This window comes from Martelella sp. FOR1707 (assembly GCF_053484265.1).
This window is the reverse complement of sequence record NZ_JBAKFP010000010.1, coordinates 111,943-133,938: the sequence shown is the minus strand read 5'-3', so window position 1 is coordinate 133,938 and position 21,996 is coordinate 111,943. Positions and strand designations below refer to the sequence as shown.

The 21,996-nt window shown below is 62.5% G+C and carries 20 protein-coding genes; 17 read left to right on the top strand and 3 right to left on the bottom strand.

The features are described 5' to 3' along the window. Window positions 1-1,896 carry a SurA N-terminal domain-containing protein gene (locus V6765_RS22820; RefSeq protein WP_448432905.1) on the bottom strand — a complete coding sequence of 632 codons (1,896 nt, stop codon included), beginning with the start codon at window positions 1,894-1,896 and terminating at the stop codon, window positions 1-3. 252 nt (window positions 1,897-2,148) lie between these two features. Here V6765_RS22820 and V6765_RS22815 point away from each other — a divergent pair, with 252 nt between their 5' ends. The 3 genes from V6765_RS22815 (at window position 2,149) to kdsA (ending at window position 7,822) form a co-directional block, all read left to right on the top strand. Continuing rightward, the gene (locus V6765_RS22815; RefSeq protein ID WP_448432904.1) at window positions 2,149-6,024 is read left to right on the top strand and encodes an autotransporter domain-containing protein; all 3,876 of its coding nucleotides are present in this window, start codon (window positions 2,149-2,151) and stop codon (window positions 6,022-6,024) included. Between the two features lie 78 nt (window positions 6,025-6,102). Then, complete coding sequence (locus V6765_RS22810) at window positions 6,103-6,981, top strand: VOC family protein (protein ID WP_448432903.1); 879 nt, start codon at window positions 6,103-6,105, stop codon at window positions 6,979-6,981. Window position 6,982: 1 nt separating this feature from the next. Then, window positions 6,983-7,822 (top strand): 3-deoxy-8-phosphooctulonate synthase, encoded by an 840-nt coding sequence (kdsA, locus tag V6765_RS22805; RefSeq protein ID WP_448432902.1) that lies wholly within the window; start codon window positions 6,983-6,985, stop codon window positions 7,820-7,822. A 59-nt stretch (window positions 7,823-7,881) separates the two neighbouring features. Here kdsA and V6765_RS22800 read toward each other — a convergent pair whose 3' ends face one another. Continuing rightward, window positions 7,882-8,031 (bottom strand): hypothetical protein, encoded by a 150-nt coding sequence (locus V6765_RS22800; RefSeq protein WP_448432901.1) that lies wholly within the window; start codon window positions 8,029-8,031, stop codon window positions 7,882-7,884. Between V6765_RS22800 and eno the strand changes: the two genes are divergently transcribed. The 14 genes from eno (at window position 8,030) to V6765_RS22730 (ending at window position 20,810) form a co-directional block, all read left to right on the top strand. After that, window positions 8,030-9,304 (top strand): phosphopyruvate hydratase, encoded by a 1,275-nt coding sequence (gene eno / locus V6765_RS22795; RefSeq protein ID WP_448432900.1) that lies wholly within the window; start codon window positions 8,030-8,032, stop codon window positions 9,302-9,304. The genes V6765_RS22800 and eno overlap by 2 nt on opposite strands. Before the next feature lie 391 nt (window positions 9,305-9,695). Continuing rightward, a complete protein-coding gene (locus V6765_RS22790; protein WP_448432899.1) occupies window positions 9,696-10,016 on the top strand; it encodes an FtsB family cell division protein in 321 nt (106 codons plus the stop codon). Between the two features lie 147 nt (window positions 10,017-10,163). Continuing rightward, window positions 10,164-11,186, top strand: a complete 1,023-nt coding sequence (gene pdhA / locus V6765_RS22785) for a pyruvate dehydrogenase (acetyl-transferring) E1 component subunit alpha (RefSeq protein WP_448432898.1) — start codon at window positions 10,164-10,166, stop codon at window positions 11,184-11,186. A gap of 16 nt (window positions 11,187-11,202) precedes the next feature. After that, window positions 11,203-12,597 carry a pyruvate dehydrogenase complex E1 component subunit beta gene (locus tag V6765_RS22780; protein ID WP_448432897.1) on the top strand — a complete coding sequence of 465 codons (1,395 nt, stop codon included), beginning with the start codon at window positions 11,203-11,205 and terminating at the stop codon, window positions 12,595-12,597. A 12-nt stretch (window positions 12,598-12,609) separates the two neighbouring features. Further along, complete coding sequence (locus V6765_RS22775) at window positions 12,610-14,010, top strand: pyruvate dehydrogenase complex dihydrolipoamide acetyltransferase (RefSeq protein ID WP_448432896.1); 1,401 nt, start codon at window positions 12,610-12,612, stop codon at window positions 14,008-14,010. Between the two features lie 10 nt (window positions 14,011-14,020). Beyond that, window positions 14,021-14,659 carry an SGNH/GDSL hydrolase family protein gene (locus V6765_RS22770; protein ID WP_448432895.1) on the top strand — a complete coding sequence of 213 codons (639 nt, stop codon included), beginning with the start codon at window positions 14,021-14,023 and terminating at the stop codon, window positions 14,657-14,659. A gap of 75 nt (window positions 14,660-14,734) precedes the next feature. Then, on the top strand, window positions 14,735-14,971 hold the full coding sequence (locus V6765_RS22765) for a YdcH family protein (RefSeq protein WP_018063076.1): 237 nt from the start codon (window positions 14,735-14,737) through the stop codon (window positions 14,969-14,971). A 67-nt stretch (window positions 14,972-15,038) separates the two neighbouring features. Further along, on the top strand, window positions 15,039-16,484 hold the full coding sequence (gene lpdA, locus V6765_RS22760) for a dihydrolipoyl dehydrogenase (protein WP_448432894.1): 1,446 nt from the start codon (window positions 15,039-15,041) through the stop codon (window positions 16,482-16,484). A 72-nt stretch (window positions 16,485-16,556) separates the two neighbouring features. Beyond that, window positions 16,557-16,808 carry a GlsB/YeaQ/YmgE family stress response membrane protein gene (locus tag V6765_RS22755; RefSeq protein ID WP_448432893.1) on the top strand — a complete coding sequence of 84 codons (252 nt, stop codon included), beginning with the start codon at window positions 16,557-16,559 and terminating at the stop codon, window positions 16,806-16,808. Window positions 16,809-16,953: 145 nt separating this feature from the next. Next, entirely contained in the window at window positions 16,954-17,928 is a 975-nt protein-coding gene (gene lipA / locus V6765_RS22750) for a lipoyl synthase (RefSeq protein ID WP_448432892.1), read from the top strand. A gap of 37 nt (window positions 17,929-17,965) precedes the next feature. Next, window positions 17,966-18,346, top strand: a complete 381-nt coding sequence (gene crcB / locus V6765_RS22745) for a fluoride efflux transporter CrcB (RefSeq protein ID WP_448432891.1) — start codon at window positions 17,966-17,968, stop codon at window positions 18,344-18,346. A gap of 61 nt (window positions 18,347-18,407) precedes the next feature. Continuing rightward, window positions 18,408-19,397 carry an RluA family pseudouridine synthase gene (locus tag V6765_RS22740; protein ID WP_448432890.1) on the top strand — a complete coding sequence of 330 codons (990 nt, stop codon included), beginning with the start codon at window positions 18,408-18,410 and terminating at the stop codon, window positions 19,395-19,397. Between the two features lies 1 nt (window position 19,398). Next, complete coding sequence (locus V6765_RS22735) at window positions 19,399-20,064, top strand: HAD-IA family hydrolase (protein WP_448432889.1); 666 nt, start codon at window positions 19,399-19,401, stop codon at window positions 20,062-20,064. Then, window positions 20,061-20,810, top strand: coding sequence for an ATP12 family chaperone protein (locus V6765_RS22730; protein WP_448432888.1), 750 nt, complete (start codon window positions 20,061-20,063; stop codon window positions 20,808-20,810). Before V6765_RS22735 ends, V6765_RS22730 begins: the two co-directional genes overlap by 4 nt. A gap of 168 nt (window positions 20,811-20,978) precedes the next feature. On the opposite strand, the gene V6765_RS22725 is transcribed toward V6765_RS22730, so the two are convergent. Beyond that, on the bottom strand, window positions 20,979-21,965 hold the full coding sequence (locus V6765_RS22725; protein ID WP_448432887.1) for an aldo/keto reductase: 987 nt from the start codon (window positions 21,963-21,965) through the stop codon (window positions 20,979-20,981). Between the last annotated feature and the right edge of the window lie 31 nt (window positions 21,966-21,996).

The window sequence follows — 21,996 nt, the reverse complement described above, 5'->3', positions numbered from 1 at the left end:
TTATCTGAGGTTGATAGCCTGCTGGGCCAGCGTCTGGTTGATCGTGACGCCATATTCGCCCTGCAGCTTGTTGATCATTTCGTCGAGAATGTCATCGCCGGCATAGGATGCGATGGCGTTGACCGCCTGGTCGTCGCCGGATGCCGCCAGCGTGCCGACCGGGTTGACGACGGCCACGACCTTCAGCACCACCTGCTCGGTGCCGCTGTCGCGCGGTGCTGTGGCCACGGTGCCCAGCGGACCGCTGAAGGCTGCGGCGACGGCTTCCGGACCGAGATCGTCATTTTGCGTGGTGCGGGTGACGGAGGTCACGCTGTTGACGTCGATCGCCAGTTCATCGGCAATCTGCTGCAGCGACTCGCCGCCTTCGACGCGCGCCTGCAACTCGTTCGCCTTGTCGGCCAGGGCCTCGCGCTGCTGCTCGGCCGCCCAGTCGACCTCCACCTGGCTGCGGACCTCGTCGAATTCGCGGTCGCGCGAGGGGGTGATGTCGACGACCTCGTACCAGACGACGCCGCCGTCATTGAGCGTGAGCGGCAGGTTTTCGACGCCGATATCGCTGTCGAAGGCTGAAGCGACAAGCTCGGTGCCAAGCGGAATGTCTGCAACAGGCGATCCGCTTTCATCATTGCCCTGGGCGTCGATGGCGTCGATGGTCACCGGCTCGAGGCCCAGGCTTTGGGCTGCTTCGGCCATCGAAGCGCCGCCGGCGCGCTGGTCCTCGTACTGGTTCTCGACATTCAGGATATCGTCCGTTGCCTGCTGCTCGGCGAGTTCCTGACGGATCCGGTCCTTGACCTCGTCGAAGGGCGTGACCTGTTCGGGCGAGATCGCGGTGACGCGCAGGATCACCGGGCCGAAATTGCCTTGGACGACTTCGCTGGTGCCGCCCTCGTTCTCTATGGCGAAGGCCGCCTCGTCGATCGAGGCGTCCGGAAACTGGCCCTTGGTGAAGATGCCGAGGGTTACGTCGCCGGTTGTCTTGCCCTGTTCGCTGATAAGCTGGTCGAACGTCTTGGTGCCGTCGGCAAGCGCCTGGGCGGCCTGTTCGGCTTCGGCCTGATCGGAGAAGGTGAGCTGCTGGATACGGCGTTCCTCCGGCGTGGTGAAGCTTGAAATCCGGGCGTCGTAATCCTCGCGCACGGCGGCATCGGTGATGGCGTCGGGATCGGCGATATCGGACGGATGAAGCGCCACATAGGAAAGCTTGCGGTATTCCGGCGCGCGGTAGGCGGCCTTGCGCTGCTCGAACCAGGGCTTCAGCACCTCGTCGCCCGGCGATTTCACCGGCTCGATGAAGGCGTTGTTGAGGACGATGTAATCAACGCCGCGGGACTGGTTGCGGTATTCGCTGATGGCATCCACCAGCGTTTTCGGCGGGACGAAGCCATCGGCGATGCCATCGACGACCTGGGAACGCACGGCAACCTTGGAGCGTTCGGCGACATAGTCATCCTCGTTGAGGCCGACATTGCGCAGCAGCGCGCTGAAGCGCTGGCGGTCGAAACGGCCATCGGCATTCTGGAAGGCGGGGTCCTGGGCGATGATCTCTGCCAGGCGGTCCTCGGAAAGGCCGAGATTCATGTCGTCGGCAAGCTGATCGAGAGAGGCGCCGGCAACGAGCTGGGCGTTGACCTGCTGGTCGACGCCGATCATGCGGGCTTCCTCGCCGGTCAGCCGCCGGCCGAACTGGTTGCTGAGACTATTGAGCTGGCGCTGATAGGCGAGGCGGTATTCATTGGCCGAGACGGTCTTGTCGCCGACCTTCAGCACCACATCGGAGTTGCCGGACAGGAACGCGCTCGACGCCCCCCAGACGCCGAAGGATATGATCAGCAGGATCAAGAGGAGTTTCGCGACCCAGGTCTGGGCGCCTTTGCGCAGTGTCTCAAGCATTCTTGTGCAGTCCCTGTTTGCCGGTCCTTCGGTTTGTGACGCTTCATAGACGAAGATGCAACCGAATTGAAGCCGCAGATGCAATGGCCGGCCGGGCAGAGGTGATAACCATTCATTAACCATAAATGTTAAGCATGTTCGCAAAAGCACGCATGGCAATAGGTTCTTAAGGACCTGCAACCAGAATCACTTCAGTTTTTGTAAAGGCGTCCGATTCCCAGTTGTAGCGGATCGGCTCGCAAGGGGTGGGTAATGCGTGGTTTGAAATTTCGGCAGGGCGCTGCCAGAGCATTGTTTCTGAGTTCCTCTGCACTTCTGGTGGCCTGGAGCGCGCCGGGACTGGCCGCCGACTTCAACTGGACGGGCGCGACCTCCACAGACTGGTATACAACGACAAACTGGACCGTGGGCGGCAACCCGCCGCCGCTTCCGCCGAAATCCGGTGATAACGTAACCATCAATACGCTGAACAATGCTCCGGTGCTGACCCCCGACCGCGGCACGGAATACATAAGCAACTTCATCGTGGGCGACACGGCCGCCGGCAAGCTGACCTCCAACGCCACTGTTCAGGGTGAGGTGCTTACCCTTGGCGCATCTACCGGCGGCAACGGGACCATCATCGTTCAGGGCGCGGGCAGCGCGATCCAGTTCGACAAGCTTGTCACGGTCGGCGGGGCCGGTGCCGGCGTCCTGACGATGCAATCGGGCGCCAGGGCGGAGATAGGCGCAATCACCATCGGCAACGCGGCGAGCGGTGAAGGCACCTACACGCTCGACGGCGCGGGGACTCAGGTGCGCACCTACGGCACCGGCGCAAACAGCGTCGTGATCGGAAACCTTGGCGAGGGTACGCTCAATATTACCGGTGGCGCACGGCTCGAATCGAATCAGACGATCATGGGCCAGGGGGCCAGCGGCGACGGTACCGTGTTGATCTCGGGGGCGAACTCCGAATGGAACGGCTATGGTGATCTAACGGTCGGTCTGTCCGGGACCGGCTCGGTGACCGTGAACAATGGCGGCCATGCCATCAGCGGCTCGCTCAGCATCGGCCAGAACAACAGCTCCACCGGGAACACCGCCACGGTGACGGGCGCGGGCTCGCTCTGGAACGTCTACAACGACATCGCGATCGGCGGGAGCGTCGCCGGCGGCGGCTCCGGCGGCGAGGGTGAGCTGTCCGTTCTCGCCGGCGCGACGATGACCGCCAGCAACATGACGGTCGGCTATGTCACCGGCGGCGAAGGCACGGTCACGATTGATGGCGCTGGCACGCAGCTGCAGCTTTCGGCGGCGCTCAAGGTCGGCAATTCCGGCGATGGCGGCCTTACCGTATCTAACGGTGCGACGGTTACCGCTGACTACGCGATGCTGGGCGTCAATGCTACGGGCTATGGCGGTGCCGTGATTACCGGCGCCGGCAGCAGCGTGACGCTGACCAACAGGATGACGGTCGCCGCCAGGGGCGATGGCGCGCTCGGCATCTTCGATGGCGCGACGCTGACTTCCAATGGCGGCGTCATCGGCCGCGACGCCGACAGCGAGGGCGGCGTCGCGCTGACGACCGGCGGCGTCTGGACCAACACCTCCAATCTCACCGTCGGCCAGGATGGCACAGGCCTTCTCGGAATCGCCAGCGGCGCGAAGGTCACCAACAAGACAGCCGTGCTCGGCGCTTCTGCGACCGGTAGCGGCGGGGTACTGGTCGCGGGCGCCGGCTCGAGCTGGGATGTCGACGGCAGCATTACCGTCGGCGCAAGCGGCACAGGTCTGTTCTCCGTCACGACCGGGGCGACGGCCACCAGCACGGCAAGCGTGGTTGCCGATGCGGCGGGATCGTTCGGCCTCGCCGAAGTCTATGGCGGCAGTTGGACGGTCAATGGCGATCTTGTGGTCGGCAATGGCGGCTCCGGCGTTCTCAACGTAGCAGAGAACGGCATCGTCACGGCCGACAGCCTGATTCTTGCCGCAGAGAGCGGTTCGCAGGGCGGCCTCGTCATCGGCGGCATTCCCGGTGTCGGCAGCGCTGTCGCGCCGGGCGAAGTGGCGATACCCACCGTCGCTTTCGGCGAGGGCACCGGCCTTATCGTCTTCAATCACACCTCGTCTGATTATGTCTTCGCGCCGACCATCAGCGGGGCGGGGCAGATAGCTGCGTTGTCCGGCACCACGATCCTGACTGCCGACAACACCAATACAGGCCTGACGACGATCGGCTCCGGCGCTGAAATCCAGGTTGGCGCGGGCGGCACGACGGGAACGCTCGGCGGCGATGTCGCGATCGATGCCGGCGGCACCCTGAGCTTCGCCCGCTCCGACGATATCGAATTCCGCGGCGCGTTGAACGGCGGCGGCGCTCTGGTTCAGAAGGGCCCGGGCGAGCTCAACCTTTCCACCGACAGCGCGGACTTCACCGGTTCGCTTGAAGCGGCCGGCGGCACGCTCGACATCGACGCCGATCTGCGCGGCGCGACCGCCGAAGTGGCGAGCGGCGCGACGCTTGGCGGTTCCGGCATCATCGGCGATACGCATGTGAGCACCGGCGGCACGTTCCGCGCCGGCGACAGCAAGGGATCGATCACGGTCGATGGCGATCTCGATTTCGATCCCGACGCCACCTATGTCGCCGTGATCACGATCAATCAGGAGCCGGCGATCGTCACAGGTACCGTCGCCTTCGACGACACCGCGATCGATCTCGACTTCGATCAGGGCGGCGTGCTGAAGAAGGAATATACGCTGCTTCAGGCCGGTAACCTGACCGGCACCTATGATCCCTCGCTTGATTCGCTTCCCTCCCAGTTCCGCGGGACGATCACCGACGAGGACAATGCGCTGAAGCTCGGCCTTGCCTATGTCGGCGGCAATTTCAACTTCTCGGCGCTCGGCCAGGGCGTCAACACGGCGCTGGTCAACGCGTTCAACGATGGCGTTCCGCTGCAGGGAACGCTTGCGGCCGGCATGCTGCAATCGGGCGAGGCCTATGAAGCGGCGATGACGACGCTCGGCGGCGAGCTCGGCATCAACGCGACGATGACGGCGACGCTCGGCATGGATAATTTCCTGCGCCGCTCGTCCAATCCCAACCGTCTGCTGGCCGGCTGGCGGCCGATCGAGAAGGATAGCGGTGACGACACGGTGCAGAACGCGCCGGCGGCGACATCGGGTCTCGCCTACTGGGCGGTCGGCGGCTATGACGGCTATGCTGGCGCTGCCGGCGATCCGCGCTGGGACTGGTCCGCGGCGCGACGCAGGGGGATTTACGCCGCGCTCAACCCGGTCAATACCGGCTGGCTCGAATATAACGGCGGCAGTTCGAGCGTCGACGGCAACGCGCAGGCCGGCAATTCCGGCGCTGATATCGACAGCAGCATGATCGAGGGCGGCTATCTGGCGCGGCTCGACGATGCCAACGCGATCGGCATCGTGTTCGGCGGCGGCAGTTCGACCTACAAGCAGACGGATCAGGGTGGCAAGGCGGATTCGCAAAGCTTCCACGCCGCCATCAACGGCGTCACCCAGTCCAAGGAAGGGTTTTATGCCACCGCTGCCCTCGGCGGCGGCGTTGACAGCATCGACACCAAACGCACGGTCGCATTCGGCGATGCCGTCGACCAGTTGCGCGGCTCATATTCTGCGACAACCGTCGGCGGGCGGATCGAGGCGGGCGGCCGCATCGTCCAGAACGGCGTGGCGCTGATGCCGTTCGTCGGGGCGAGCGCGGTCTACACCCACGCGCCTGATTATCAGGAAGAGGTCGAGGCCGGTTATGGCAATGCCGCGCTTGCCTATTCCGATGTGGGCCTGTTCCGCGGCACTGTCGAGGCCGGGCTCGGCTTCGATACCGCCGCCGGCGACGTGGCGCGCCGGTTCGCGCTCAATGGCCGCGTTTCCTATCTCTACCGCTATGGCGGCGGCGGCGATGCCAGCGCGCGCTTCCTGGCGTTGCCGGGCTACGGCTTCTCGATCTCCAGCAATGCGCCCACCGGCAGCGCCGTTGCCGCCAATGTCGCTGCCAGGATCCAGCTCACCTCGCAGGCTGACCTCAACCTTGGCGCCTATGGCGAATGGGGCGCGGGCTATTCGGCGCTGATCGCCTCGGCGAAACTGCGTTACGTCTGGTAGGTCTTCGCGCAAGCCCGTGCGCTCCTTCTTGAGGCGCGGGCGTTTCTGTGCCATCAAGAGCGCCGAAAAGGAGGGGCCATGTCTCTTTCCCACCGTCCTCTTGATCATCTGGTTCTGCCGGTCGTTGACCTTGCGACCGCGCGGCTCAGGCTTTCCGCGCTCGGCTTCGCCGTGGCGCCGGAGGCGCGGCATCCGTTCGGTACGGAGAATGCCTGCGTCTATTTCGCCGATTCGACCTATCTCGAACCGATCGCGATCGCCGATCAGCAGATCTACGACCAGAATATCGCGAAAGCCGAATTCGTCCGCCGCGACCGCGCCTATCGCTTTCGCAACGGCGATGACGGGCTCTCCGCCATCGTCTTAAAGAGCGAGGATGCTGAAGCCGATCATGCAGAATTCGCCGAAGCCGGTATTGGCGTGGGCGATCTGTTCAGCTTCCAGCGCCCCTATAAGCTTGCCGACGGGACGGAAGCGACAGCCGGCTTCCGGCTCGCCTTCGCCGCCGATTTACGCGCGCCGGATCTGTTCTTCTTCACCTGTGAACGCCTGCAGGCCCTGGCACCCGATGAAACCCTCATGGGCCATCAGAACGGCGTGACCGGCATTTCGGGAATTCTGCTCGGCGCGGACTACCCGATGGAATTCGAGCCGCTGCTGCAGACGCTCACCCGCGCCGGCGAGGCCGATATTCATCCCGACGGCTTCACCACGGATGCGCTGACGGCTAGGTTCTCGGTGTTTTCCCACGACCATCTCGAACGGCAGTATGGCATCGCGCGGTCGGGCACGGGGCGCGGGCTTGAAGCCGCCGCCGTCGTGTTCGAGGTGGCCGATCTGGAAAACCTTGCCGATATTCTGAAAACCAACGAAATCGCCTCACGGCAGGCCGGCGAGAGCATTGTCGTGCCGCCGGCGCCCGGTCAGGGCGTGAGCTTCATATTCAGGGAAAGCTAGAATGACCCACCGAACCGTGACCGCCGGCGCTGGCGAAAAAGCCGTCAGCTTCAGCAACGCCGGAAAGCTGTCGCTGATCGCCGGACCATGCCAGATGGAAAGCCGCGATCACGCCTTCATGGTGGCCGGCCGGCTCTCCGAAATCTGTGCTGCGGCCGGCATCGCGCTGGTCTACAAATCCTCCTTCGACAAGGCCAACCGCACCTCGCTCAAGGCGACGCGCGGCATGGGTCTCGACAAGTCGCTCGAGGTTTTCGCCGACCTGAAGAAGGAATTCGGCTTTCCGGTGCTCACTGACATTCACACCGAGGCGCAATGCGCCGAGGTGGCGACCGTCGTCGACGTTCTGCAGATCCCGGCCTTCCTGTCGCGCCAGACCGACCTTCTTGTCGCCGCCGCCAAGACCGGGCGCGTTATCAACGTCAAGAAGGGACAGTTCCTGGCGCCCTGGGACATGAGGAATGTGCTCGCCAAGATCGTCGACAGCGGCAATGACAATGTTCTGCTGTGCGAGCGCGGCGCCTCCTTCGGATACAACACGCTGGTCTCCGACATGCGCGCTCTGCCGATCATGGCGTCGACCGGCGCGCCGGTGATCTTCGACGCCACCCATTCGGTGCAGCAGCCGGGCGGGCAGGGCGGCTCCACCGGCGGCCAGCGCGAATTCGTCGAAACGCTGGCGCGCGCCGCGGTCGCCGTCGGCGTTGCCGGCGTTTTCATCGAAACCCACGAGGACCCGGACAACGCGCCGTCCGATGGCCCGAACATGGTGCCGCTCGACGACATGCCGCGGCTTCTGGACAAGCTCCTGGCTTTTGACGCCATCGCCAAGGGAAGGTAAGTTCTTTCGAAATCGGATGATCGTGCCGCAAATATGCGCGGCTTGATCGCCAAAATCATTCATTCGTCATAGTGCTGGCGCACGAACTGCATTAAGCAGAATTCCAGCGACGCGATCCGCCTGCCCAAGGGGCGGACCCTCGCAAAGTTCCAGCGCTTCGACGCGGTCGTTTCAATTTCTTGTAGCAAGGTCGACAGGTAGACAGACATGACGACAATCACCGACATTCTCGCCCGTGAAATCCTCGACAGCCGTGGCAATCCCACGGTCGAGGTCGATGTGTATCTGGAAGACGGCACGATCGGCCGCGCCGCCGTTCCCTCCGGCGCCTCCACCGGCGCCCACGAGGCCGTGGAGTTGCGCGATGGCGGCGAACGCTATCTCGGCAAGGGCGTTGAGAAGGCGGTCGACGCCGTCAACAACGAAATCCTCGAGGCGATTGTCGGGCTCGATGCCGAAAACCAGATGGAAATCGATCAGACCATGATCGAGCTTGACGGCACCTCCAATAAGGGCCGCCTCGGCGCCAACGCCATTCTCGGCGTTTCGCTCGCCACCGCCAAGGCTGCGGCCACCGCCTGCGGTCTGCCGCTCTACCGTTATGTCGGCGGCGCTTTTGCCCATCTGATGCCGGTTCCGATGATGAACATCATCAATGGCGGCGAGCATGCCGACAACCCGATCGACTTCCAGGAATTCATGATCATGCCGATCGGCGCCGATACGCTGCGCGATGCGGTGCGGACCGGCTCGGAAATCTTCCATACGCTGAAGAAGGAATTGTCCGCCGGCGGTTACAACACCGCGATCGGCGATGAGGGCGGCTTCGCGCCGGCGCTTCCGAGCACCACCTCGGCGCTCGACATCATCATGAAGTCGATCGAAAAGGCCGGCTACAAGCCGGGCGAAGACGTCTATCTCGCCATGGACGCCGCCTCGACCGAATTCTACAAGGGCGGCAAATACGTGATGGAAGGCGAGGGCAAGACGCTCGATTCCGGCGAGATGGCCGCTTACCTCGCCGAACTTATCGGCAAATACCCGATCTTCTCGATCGAGGATGGCCTTGCTGAGGACGACTGGGATGGCTGGAAGGAGCTGACCGCGCTGATCGGCGACAAGTGCCAGCTCGTCGGCGACGACCTGTTCGTCACCAACACCAAGCGCCTGAAGGACGGCATCAAGATGGGCGTCGGCAATTCGCTGCTCGTCAAGGTCAACCAGATCGGCTCGCTGACCGAAACGCTCGACGCCGTCGAGACCGCCCACAAGGCCGGTTACACCTCGGTCATGTCGCACCGCTCGGGCGAGACCGAGGACGCGACCATCGCCGACCTCGCGGTCGCGACCAATTGCGGTCAGATCAAGACCGGCTCACTGTCGCGCTCGGACCGTCTGGCCAAGTACAACCAGCTCATCCGCATCGAGGAAGAGCTCGGCGGCCAGGCCGTCTACGCCGGCCGGTCGATCCTGAAGGGTTGATTTTTCGGGGGGCGGCGGCCGCATAGCCCCCAATCAATCTCCCCCCTTGAGGGGGAGATGCCCCGACAGGGGCAGAGAGGGGTGAAACCTCTCCGAGAGCACCGAGTTTGCGGCTTTTAGGGCTTACGCCCTTTACCCCTCTCTGTCGCTTTCGCGACATCTCCCCCTCAAGGGGGGAGATTGTAGGCGGTCAGGTCCTTGGGTGGCGCCGACGTCGAGCAAAACTGAAATCCCAGCGGGTATGAATACTCCTCAGCCGGTCCCGATTGCCGGTCCGGGTTCGCTACGAAAGCCGCAATTCCTCCCATCCCGCCCGCGCCCGGTTTAGCCTTGGTTAAGGTTCACGCGTTAATGTGAATCCATTGTATTGCGTAGCCTTCCGGACAGCCTCATGTGGACCCGACATCATAAATCCCGGTTTTACGGCCGCCTGATCGTACCCGCGATCACCGTCTGCTTCATGAGCTACTTCATCTATCATTCGATCCATGGTGATTACGGCCTGATCGCCGGCGAGCGGTTTGCCGCCCACAAGGCGCTCAACGAGCGCAAGCTGGAGAAGCTCGTGGCCGAGCGCGAGGCCATGGAAAAGCACGTCAAGATGCTCTCCGATGGCTCGCTGATGAAGGATGCGCTCGATGAGCAGGCACGATACGCGCTGAACCTGCTGAAAGCCGACGAGATCGTGATTTTCGAGCGAAATCTTCAATAAACTGAAATCAAGTTAATAGCTATTTTAATAAGCAATTACAATGATTTGATGCGGCACATGTTGTGCTAAATCTAGCATTGCCGTGTCGCACAAAAGCGCTTAATGTGACTGCCAATTCCACGTCTTTCCTTAACGAAGGAGACCCTGATGGCGTCCCAAGCGTCCGCTTCACGGAAATCACCCAAAAAAGAAGATAACAAACGGATCACGGAATTCGACCGTGATCAGGAAATGCATGCTCTTCGTGAGATGCTGATGATTCGCCGTTTCGAGGAAAAGGCCGGCCAGCTTTACGGCATGGGCTTCATCGGCGGTTTCTGTCACCTCTATATCGGTCAGGAAGCTGTCGTTGTCGGCATGCAGATGGCCTTGCAGGATGGTGACCAGATCATCACCAGCTATCGCGACCACGGCCATATGCTGGCCACCGGCATGGAAGCGCGCGGTGTTATGGCTGAGCTTACCGGCCGCCGCTCGGGCTATTCCAAGGGCAAGGGCGGCTCGATGCACATGTTCTCCAAGGAGAAGGCGTTTTACGGCGGTCACGGCATCGTCGGCGCGCAGGTTCCGCTCGGAACCGGCCTTGCCTTTGCCAATCGCTATCGCGAGGACGACAAGGTCGCCGTGGTCTATTACGGCGACGGCGCGGCCAATCAGGGTCAGGTCTATGAAAGCTTTAACATGGCCGAGCTCTGGAAGCTGCCGGTGGTCTATGTTGTCGAAAATAACCGTTATGCCATGGGCACCTCCGTCTCGCGCTCGTCGGCCGAGACCGATTTCTCCAAGCGCGGCGCCTCGTTCGGCATTCCCGGCAAGCAGGTCGACGGCATGGATGTGCGCGCCGTGAAGGCGGCCGCCGAAGAAGCGGAAAGCTTCGCGCGTGAGGGCAATGGCCCGTTCATCCTCGAAATGATGACCTATCGTTATCGCGGCCACTCGATGTCTGACCCGGCGAAGTACCGCTCCAAGGACGAGGTCCAGAAGATGCGCGCCGAGCACGATCCGATCGAGCAGGTCAGGAAGCGGCTTCTGGACAAGAAGTGGGCGACGGAAGACGAGCTGAAGGCGATCGACAAGGATGTGCGTTCGGTGATCTCCGACGCCGCCGATTTCGCCCAGACCGATCCGGAGCCGGATGCGTCCGAGCTCTACACCGACATCCTGCGCTAAGACGGGGAGGGATACCATGCCTACCAATATTCTCATGCCGGCACTCTCCCCGACGATGGAAGAGGGCAACCTTACAAAGTGGCTCAAGAAGGAAGGTGACAGCGTCGCCGCCGGTGACGTGATCGCCGAGATCGAGACCGACAAGGCGACGATGGAAGTCGAAGCCGTGGACGAAGGCACGATCGGCAAGATCCTGGTTGAGGAAGGCGCCGAGGGCGTCAAGGTCAACACGCCGATCGCCGTTCTGCTGGAAGAGGGCGAAAGCGCCGACGATATCGGCAAGGCCGACGCCGCCGAGCAGCCGAAACAGTCCGAAAAGGCCCCCGAGGTCGAGCAGGAAGAAAAGCCGCAGGCCTCTGCTTCGAATGCACCGGCAGAGCCGAAGGCCGTCGAGGTCGCCTCTGATCCTGATATTCCGGAGGGCACCGAAATGGTTTCGACCACGGTGCGCGAAGCGCTGCGCGACGCCATGGCCGAAGAAATGCGCGCCGATGGCGATGTCTTCGTCATGGGCGAGGAAGTCGCCGAATATCAGGGCGCCTACAAGATCACCCAGGGCCTGCTGCAGGAATTTGGCGCCAAGCGCGTTGTCGATACGCCGATCACCGAGCACGGCTTCACCGGCGTTGCCGTGGGTGCGGCCCTTGCCGGCCTGAAGCCGATCGTCGAGTTCATGACCTTCAACTTCGCCATGCAGGCGATGGACCAGATCATCAACTCCGCCGCCAAGACGCACTACATGTCCGGCGGGCAGATGGAGAGTTCGATCGTGTTCCGCGGCCCGAACGGCGCGGCGGCCCGCGTTGCAGCGCAGCATTCGCAGTGCTATGCCTCGTGGTACAGCCACATTCCGGGTCTCAAGGTGGTCATGCCCTATACGGCCGCCGACGCAAAGGGGCTGCTGAAGGCGGCGATCCGCGATCCCAATCCGGTGATCTTCCTCGAAAACGAAATCCTCTACGGCCACAAGTTCGATGTGCCGAAGCTCGATGATTTCGTGCTGCCGATCGGCAAGGCCCGTATCCACAAGACCGGCAAGGACGCAACGATCGTCTCCTTCGGCATTGGCATGACCTATGCTGTGGAAGCGGCGGCCAAGCTTGAGGAAGAAGGCATCGACGTCGAGATCATCGATCTGCGCACTATTCGCCCGATGGATCTGCCGACTGTCATCGAATCGGTGAAGAAGACCGGCCGTCTCGTGACTGTCGAGGAAGGCTTCCCGCAGTCCTCCGTCGGCACCGAGATCGCGACCCGCGTCATGCAGCAGGCATTCGATTATCTCGATGCACCGATCATGACGATCGCCGGCAAGGATGTTCCGATGCCCTACGCCGCCAACCTCGAAAAGCTCGCCTTGCCGAACGTCGGTGAAGTCATCGATGCGGTTAAGGCCGTCTGCTACAAGTAAGGGAGCGCCAAGATGCCCATCAAGATTACGATGCCGGCGCTTTCGCCGACCATGGAAGAGGGCAATCTTTCCAAGTGGCTGGTCAAGGAAGGCGACAGCGTCTCGGCCGGTGATGTGATTGCCGAGATCGAAACCGACAAGGCGACGATGGAAGTCGAAGCCGTCGATGAGGGCACGGTCGCCAAGATCGTGGTGCCGGAGGGCACCGACGGCGTCGCGGTCAACGCCCTGATCGCGATCCTTGCCGAAGACGGCGAGGACGCTGCCGAAGCCGCCAAGGCGGCCGAAAGCGGCGGCGAGGCTCCGGCCAAGGCGGAAAAGCCGAAGGAAGACAAACCGAAGCAGCCCGCCAAGGAAGAGGCCGAGAAATCGTCCTCCGACGAAACGGCCGAAAAGGTCGCCAAGGGCGGCATTCCGTCTTCCGATACGCCGGTTCCCGAGCCCAAGGCGCCCGCCGCACCCAAGGCTGATGGCGAGCGCATCTTCGCCTCGCCGCTCGCCCGTCGTCTGGCCAAGGAAGCCGGTCTCGACCTCGCGCAGCTTTCCGGTTCCGGCCCGCATGGCCGAATCGTCAAGCGCGATATCGAGAAGGCCGAGAGCGAAGGCGTCGGCAAGGCTGCCGCCAAGCCGGAAGCAGGCAAGGAAGAGGCTGCCGCCGCTCCGCTGCCGAAGGCGACTTCGGAAGAGGCCGTTCTCAAGCTGTTCGAGGAAGGCTCCTACGAACTCGTGCCGCATGACGGCATGCGCAAGACGATCGCCAAGCGCCTCGTCGAATCCAAGCAGACCGTGCCGCATTTCTATGTCACGATCGATTGCGAGCTCGATGCGCTTCTGGCGCTCAGGAGCCAGCTTAACAAGGCAGCGCCCGTCAAGGACGACAAGCCGGCCTACAAGCTCTCCGTCAACGACATGATCATCAAGGCCATGGCGCTGGCGCTGCGCGATGTCCCGACCGCCAACGTCTCCTGGACGGAAAACAACATGGTCGTCCACAAGCATGTCGATGTCGGCGTCGCCGTGTCGATCCCGGGCGGCCTGATCACCCCGATCGTACGCCGGGCGGAGGAAAAGCCGCTCTCGGTCATCTCCAACGAGATGAAGGATCTGGGCAATCGTGCGCGCGACAAGAAGCTGAAGCCCGCCGAATACCAGGGCGGAACGACGGCCGTTTCGAACATGGGCATGATGGGCGTCAAGGATTTCGCCGCCGTCATCAACCCGCCGCATGCCTCGATCCTCGCCGTCGGCGCGGGCGAGAAGCGTCCGGTGGTCAAGAACGACGAACTGGCGATCGCGACCATGATGTCGGTGACGCTTTCGACAGACCACCGCTGCGTCGATGGCGCGCTCGCGGCCGAAGTGCTGGCGGCGTTCAAGGGCTATATCGAAAACCCGATGTCGATGCTGGTCTGAGGGCGGTCCGATGAAGACGGTTCTTTGCTATGGCGATTCGCTGACCTTCGGGCATGACCCGAACGGAGAGCAGCGGCATGCGCATGAGGACCGCTGGCCGATGGTGCTGCAGAAGGCTCTGGGGGAGGGCGTCCACGTTCTCTCCGAGGCGCTGGGCGGCCGCACCACGGCGTTCGACGATCACACGGCGGCGGCGGACCGCAATGGCGCGCGGGTACTGCCCACGCTGCTTGCCAGCCACACGCCGCTCGATCTGGTCATCATCATGCTCGGCACCAACGACCTGAAGCCCTGGACCGGCGGCGGGGCGTTGGCGGCCAGAAACGGCATGAAGCGGCTGATCGAGATCGTACGGTCGCATCCCTATCCGTTCGATCATGCCGCGCCGGATATTTTGGTGGTTGCGCCGCCGCATGCCGTGCCCACGGCCAACGATACCGGCATGGGCTTTCTGAAGGGCGTGGTCGAACAGTCGCAGATGCTTTCGACCTTCTACAGCGAACTGGCCGACGAACTGGGTTGCGGTTTCTACGACGCGGCCTCGGTCGCAAGCGCGAGCCCGGTGGACGGCGTTCACCTTGACGCGGAAAACACCCGCGCCATCGGCCGCGGTCTCGAGCCGATCGTCAGGATGATGCTCGGCCTGTGATTTTTTTGATTAATATCAAGGAGTGGACACGAAGCGCGGATAGGGTGGATATCAACCACAACAGAGGAGATATCCATGTCGAACACCCCGCACGAACTGGCCGATGAATTCCCGGAATTTGCCGACCGGATTCACGAATTGAAGGTCGAGGATGCGCATTTTGCAAAGCTCTTCGACGACTATCACGAGGTAAACCGCGCCATCCACCGCGCGGAGGAAAACATCGAACCGACCGATGACGTGCATATGGAAGAAATGCGCAAACGCCGGATGGTTCTGAAGGACGAAATCTACGGGATGCTGAAACAGTAGCTGCGGCGGCATCCCTCAAGCGGGCCGGGCGGGCAACGTCCGGCTCCCCTTAAAGGAGATGAACACCGTGTCTGAGACCTACGATGTCCTCGTCATCGGCGCCGGCCCCGGCGGCTATATTGCAGCCATCCGCGCCGCCCAGCTCGGCCTGAAGACCGCCGTTGTCGAACGCGAACACATGGCCGGCATCTGCTCCAACTGGGGCTGCATCCCGACCAAGGCGCTGCTCAGATCCGCCGAGGTGCTCGACAACACCAATCACGCCAAGGAATACGGGCTCGTGATCGAAGGCCAGGTCAAGGCCGATCTGGATGCGATCGTGAAGCGCTCGCGCGGCATTGCCGAGCGGATGAATGCCGGCGTGATCTATCTCATGAAGAAGAACAAGGTGGACATCATCTGGGGCGAGGCGACGCTGTCGAAGCCCGGCGAGGTCACCGTCTCCGAGGTCAAGAAGAAGATCGTCGAGCCGCAGGCCCCGACGCCGAAGGGCGCCAAGGGGCCCGGCACCTACAACGCCAAGCACATCATCGTCGCGACCGGCGCGAGGCCGCGCGCGCTGCCCGGCATCGAGCCCGACGGCAAGCTGATCTGGACCTATTTTGACGCGCTGAAGCCCGCCAAGATGCCGAAGTCGCTGCTGGTCATGGGTTCGGGCGCGATCGGGATCGAATTCGCCTCCTTCTACCGCTCGCTCGGCGTCGAGGTGACGGTGGTCGAGGTGATGAAGCAGGTGATGCCTGTCGAGGACAACGAGATCGCCAAATTCGCCCAGAAGCGGCTGGAAAAGCGCGGCATCAAGATCATGCTGGAAGCCAAGGTTTCCAAGGTTGAAAAGGGCGGGGACAACATCACTGCCCATGTGGAGACCAAGGACGGCAAGGTCGAAAAGATCACCGCCGATCGGATGATTTCTGCCGTCGGCGTTCAGGGCAATATCGAGAATATCGGGCTGGAAAAGCTCGGCATCAAGACGGATCGCGGCTGCATCGTCATCGACGATTACTGCAAGACCAATGTCGAGGGCATCTATGCGATCGGCGATGTCGCCGGCCCGCCGATGCTCGCCCACAAGGCCGAGCACGAGGCCGTCATCTGTGTCGAGAAAATCGCCGGAGAGAAGAATGTCCATCCGCTGGACAAGCTGAAAGTACCGGGCTGCACCTACTGCAATCCGCAGGTTGCCTCGGTCGGCCTCACCGAAGCCAAGGCCAAGGAAGCCGGCCGAGAGGTCCGCGTCGGCCGCTTCAGCTTTAACGCAAATGGCAAGGCCGTCGCGCTCGGCGAGGATCAGGGCATGGTCAAGACCGTGTTCGACAAGAAGACCGGCGAACTGCTCGGCGCCCATATGGTCGGGGCGGAGGTCACCGAACTGATCGAGGGCTTTGTGGTCGCCATGAACCTGGAGACCACCGAGGAAGAGCTGATGCACACGATCTTCCCGCACCCGACGCTTTCGGAAATGATGAAGGAAAGCGTGCTCGACGCATATGGCCGTGTACTTAACGCATGATTCCTCTATGTTATCGTTAGCGGGAACGACAGAACCTGCTTTGACGTCTAGCAAAAAAGGGAGACGCATTACATGGAAGAACAGGGTGTAGGCTGGATTGCCGCCATCATCATCGGCGGTATCGCTGGATGGCTCGCCGAGAAGTTCATGAAGTCCGAAATGGGCATTTTCATGAACATCATCCTCGGCATTGTCGGTGCCATTGTCGCCAACGCAATTCTGGGCGTGTTCGGCATCGCCCTTGGCGGATGGCTGGGCTATCTGATCGCCGGCTTTATCGGCGCGGTCATTCTGATTTTCGTCGGACGTCTGATCCGGCGCTAGAGCATTTCGCTGTCGGGTGAAATCCTGACATTCGCGAAAATGCCGCAAGAACAAGATAGACCGGGTTCGAACACCACGAATCCGGTCTAACGAAAAACGAAGTCGACCGGGCCGGAGAGGCCCACCGGCGGTCAAGGACGAACAGATGGTTACGCTTCTCGATACGACAAGTGACGCACAAAAGCGCGTGCGCCATCCCGAAAAGGCCCACAGGCCCGATACCGAAGTGCTGCGCAAGCCGGACTGGATCCGCGTCAAGGCGCCGGTCTCTCGCGGCTATCAGGAAACCCGCGGCATCGTGAAGGAGAACAAGCTCGTCACGGTCTGCGAGGAAGCCGGTTGTCCGAATATCGGCGAGTGCTGGGACAAGAAACACGCCTCGTTCATGATCATGGGCGAGATCTGCACCCGCGCCTGCGCCTTCTGCAATGTCGCGACCGGCAAGCCCGGCGCGCTCGATCCGAACGAGCCGGAAAATATCGGCAAGGCCGTCGCCCAGATGGGGCTGATGCATGTCGTGATCACCTCCGTCGACCGCGACGATCTGGCCGATGGCGGCGCTGAACATTTCGAGAAGGTGATCTACGCCATCCGCGCGGCTTCGCCGGCCACGACGATCGAGGTGCTGACGCCCGACTTTCTGCGCAAGCCCGGCGCGCTGGAGCGCGTGGTGGCCGCGAAACCGGACGTGTTCAACCATAATCTCGAAACCGTGCCGTCGAACTATCTGACGGTGCGTCCCGGCGCGCGTTACTTCCACTCGATCCGGCTTTTGCAGCGGGTCAAGGAACTCGATCCGAACATGTTCACCAAGTCCGGCATCATGGTCGGTCTCGGCGAGGAGCGCAACGAAGTGCTCCAGCTCATGGACGATCTCAGAACCGCCGATGTCGATTTCCTGACCATCGGCCAGTATCTGCAGCCGACCCGCAAGCATCACCGGGTGGTCAGCTTCGTGACGCCGGACGAGTTCAAGTCCTATGAGACGGTCGCCTATACCAAGGGCTTCCTGATGGTGTCCGCAAGCCCGCTGACGCGCTCGTCGCATCACGCCGGCGAAGACTTCGCCCGGCTGCGCGAAAACCGCGAGAGGAAACTTGCCATGGTGGCGGCTGAATAGGCGCATCAGAGGGAATGGGGTTCAAAGATTGCCGCAAATGCTCAACCATGCGCTGATCGTCGCCATCGGCGGCGGTCTTGGCGCCAGCGGCCGCTATCTCGTCGGTGTTTTTGCCATTCGCTTTTTCGGCCACGGTTTTCCGTGGGGCACGTTTATCGTCAACGTGCTGGGCTCGCTTCTGATCGGGCTTCTGGTGGAGGCGGTGGCGCGCCTTCTGAACCAGTCTGCGGAGATGCGCATGTTCCTGGTCACCGGCTTTCTTGGCGGCTTCACGACGTTCTCCTCGTTTTCGCTGGATGCGATGAACATGATCGAGCGCGGCGATTACCTGCCGGCCGCTCTCTATATCGGCGCAAGCGTCGCATTGGGGCTGATCGCCGTCTTCGCGGGCCTCGCGATCGGGCGGTTGGTATTTTAGCCCGTTTCATTCCTGTCGATCATGCGATAGAAGCCTTCTCCTGAGAACAAGGGCGTACCGCATGGCAGGCATCGAACATATCAAGGTGGATCAGGACGAGGCGGGCATGCGCCTCGACCGCTGGTTCAAGCAGCATTATCCGGGCCTCGGCTTCGGCGCGCTGCAAAAACTGCTGCGCTCCGGGCAGATCCGCGTCGATGGCGGACGGGTGAAAACCGATACCCGGGTCGAGCCCGGTCAAATGATCCGCATTCCGCCGATGAATGTCGACCCGAAGAAATCCGGGCCGATCCCGGGCAGGGACCTCAAGCACTCATCGGACGGCGATCTGCTGTCGCGCATGCTGCTGCATGAGGATGAGCGGGTGTTCGTGCTGAACAAGCCGGCAGGCCTTGCCGTGCAGGGCGGTTCCGGCGTGGTGCGGCATATCGACAAGATGCTGGAGGCCTGGACCAACAAGAAGGGCGAAAAGCCGCGCCTCGTTCACCGCCTCGACCGCGACACCTCCGGCGTGCTGGTAATTGCCCGCTCGCGCCGCGCTGCGCAGTCGCTCACCGAAGCTTTTCGCCAGCGCACCACCAAGAAGACCTACTGGTCGCTGGTCAAGGGCGTGCCGCGCAAGCGCGAGGACAAGATTTCCACCTGGCTGGTGAAGGAGCAGACGCCGGATGGCGACCGGATGCGGATCGCGAAACACGGCGAGCCGGGCGCCGATCACGCTGTCTCCTACTACCGCGTGGTCGATACCGCGGCCCACAACCTCGCCTGGCTGGAGATGGAACCCTATACCGGGCGCACCCATCAGCTGCGCGTCCACGCCCATCACATCGGCCACCCGATCATCGGCGATCCGAAATATTTCGATGACGACCCCAACTGGGAGTTTCCGGGCGGCATCCAGAAACGGCTGCACCTCCACGCCCGCCGTATTGATGTGCCCCATCCCGATGGCGGCCGGCTCCGCGTAACCGCGCCGCTGCCGCCGCACATGGTGCAGAGCTGGAACCTGCTCGGCTTTGACGCCGACCGCGAGGATCTCGATAAGGAATAACATGAAACTTGTATTGTTCGATTGCGACGGCACGCTGGTGGATACGATCGCCATCATCCAGGAATCGATGGCGCGTACCTTCACCCATTTCGGATACCCGGTTCCGGCCATCGAGAAGACCCGCGCGACCGTTGGTTTGACGCTCGATACATCGATTTCGCTGCTGCTCGGCCGCGAAGGGCCGGACGAGGAATGCCGCGAGATGATGGCTTATTACCGTTCGCTGTTTTCCGTCGTGCGCGCCGATCCGGCCATGCAGGAGCGGCTGTTCGAGGGCATCGCGCCGATGCTGGAGCATCTTTTCCTGCAGGATGACCTCCTGATCGGGGCCGTGACCGGAAAATCGCGGCGCGGACTCGATCACATGCTCAATCTGCATGGCTATGCCAGCAAGTTCGTGGTTTCGCGCACCGCCGACGACTGCCCCTCCAAGCCGCACCCGGCGATGGTGCTGGAATGTTGCGTGGAGACCGGCATCGAGCCGGCCGAAACCGTGGTGATCGGCGATTCCGTCTACGACATGCAGATGTCCCGCTCCGCAGGCGCCGATGCGATCGGCGTCTCGTGGGGCTATGGCGCAACCACGGACCTGACGACCTCGGGCGCCTCCGCGATTGCCGAAAGCCCCGACGATATCCTCAAACTCGTGCTGAAGAGCGCCCAATGACCGAGACCGACCCGATCCGCCGCTCGCAGGAACTGATGCGCGCCGAACTGCCGAAGAAATTCTATCAGACCGCCACCGTCGAACGGGACGGCGAAGGGTTCGCAATCAAGCTCGATGGCCGCGGTGTAAAATCGCCCGGTCGCAATCCGCTGATCCTGCCGACGGCAGACGCGGCCGAAATGGTGCGCGCCGAATGGCAGGCGCAGGAAAAGGTGATCGATCCGGCGAAAATGCCGGTCACACGGCTTGCCAATACGGTGATCGACGGCGTGGCGCAAAACGCCGAGGCGGTGTTCGAGGAGATCATCGCCTATGCCGGCAACGACATGCTGTTCTATCGCGCCGAAAGCCCCGAGGAGCTTGTGGCCCGGCAGGCAGAGCGCTGGGACCCGGTTCTGGACTGGATGGCGGAGGAAATCGGCGCCCGATTCGTGCTCGTGGAAGGGATCATGTTTTCCGAGCAACCCTCTGAAAGCGTTTCTGCTTTCCGTAGCGAGCTCGATCGTCACCGCGCGCCCTTCGCCCTTGGCAGCCTCCACGTCATGACCACGCTCACCGGCTCGGCCCTTGTCACCCTTGCGCTGGCGCGCCGGCGCTTGACGCTTGACGAGGCCTGGGCGCTCGCCAATCTGGAAGAGGACTGGACCATCGAGCACTGGGGCGAAGACGCCGAAGCCGCCGCCCGCCGCGCCAAGCGGTTCGAGGACATGAAGGCCGCGCATGATTTGTTCGTGGCGCTGGGGTAGCGAACTGGGTTATGCGCGGGCCCGGTGGTAGGCTTGATACATACCTGACAGATGTTCGTAGACAGGCCTGGCACACCCCGAATTGCAATCCGGCTGGAGCGTCTGTGAAATCACGCCATCGGTTCCTGCTCGGCCGTCACGCCGGCCGAGCAGGAGAACAGCCTCGCGCTACCAGCGCTGGTGCACGTGGGGGGCGATGCGGGTGCGGTAGATTTCCGTCATCGCGGCCATGACCTCGTCGCCGATGACCGGCAGGTCGGAGGCGGACGCATTGGCTTTTGCCTGTTCGGCGTTGCGCGCGCCGGGAATGGCGACGGTCACCGCCTGGTTCATCAGGATCCAGCGCAGCGCGAAGGCTGCCATGGCCGTGCCGCGCGGTACGTGCTTGCGGACTTCTTCCACGGCGTCGAGCGCGATTTCGAACGGCACGCCGGCAAAGGTCTCGCCGACATCGAAGGCATCGCCCCCGCGATTGAAGTTGCGGTGATCCTCGCTGTCGAACACGGTGTCGCGGGTGATCTTGCCCGACAGCAGCCCGCTTGCCAGCGGCACCCGAACGATGATGGCAATGTTCTTGCGCTTTGCTTCCGGGAAGAACAGCGAGGCCGGGCGCTGGCGGAAGATGTTGTAGATGATCTGCACGCTGGCGACGCCCGGAAACTCGATCGCCTTCAGCGCTTCCTCGACCTTTTCGACGCTGACGCCGTAATTGGCGATCTTGCCCTTGGCCTTCAGCGCGTCGAGCGCCTCGAACACTTCCGGACGGTAAAACGCCTCGGTCGGCGGGCAGTGGAGCTGCACGAGGTCGAGCCGCTCCATCCTGAGGTTCTTCAGGCTGCGGTCGACGAAAGCCTCAAGATTTTCCAGATTGTAGCCATCGGCGGTATGCGGGTTAAGCCTGCGACCGGCCTTGGTGGCGACGAAGGGCTTCTGGCCGCCGCGATCGGCGAGCACATCGGCGATGATCTTTTCGGAGCGGCCGTCGCCATAGACATCGGCCGTATCGACGAAGTTGATGCCCGAATCAAGGGCTGCGTGCAGGGCGGCGCGGCCATCCTCCTCGCTGACCGAGCCCCAGCTGCCGCCGATCTGCCAGGCGCCGAAGCCGATATTGGAGACGGGCCGCCCGGTGCGGCCGAAATTGTGATAGTGCATGAATTCCTCCGGTGATGGCCAGCCCGCGAAA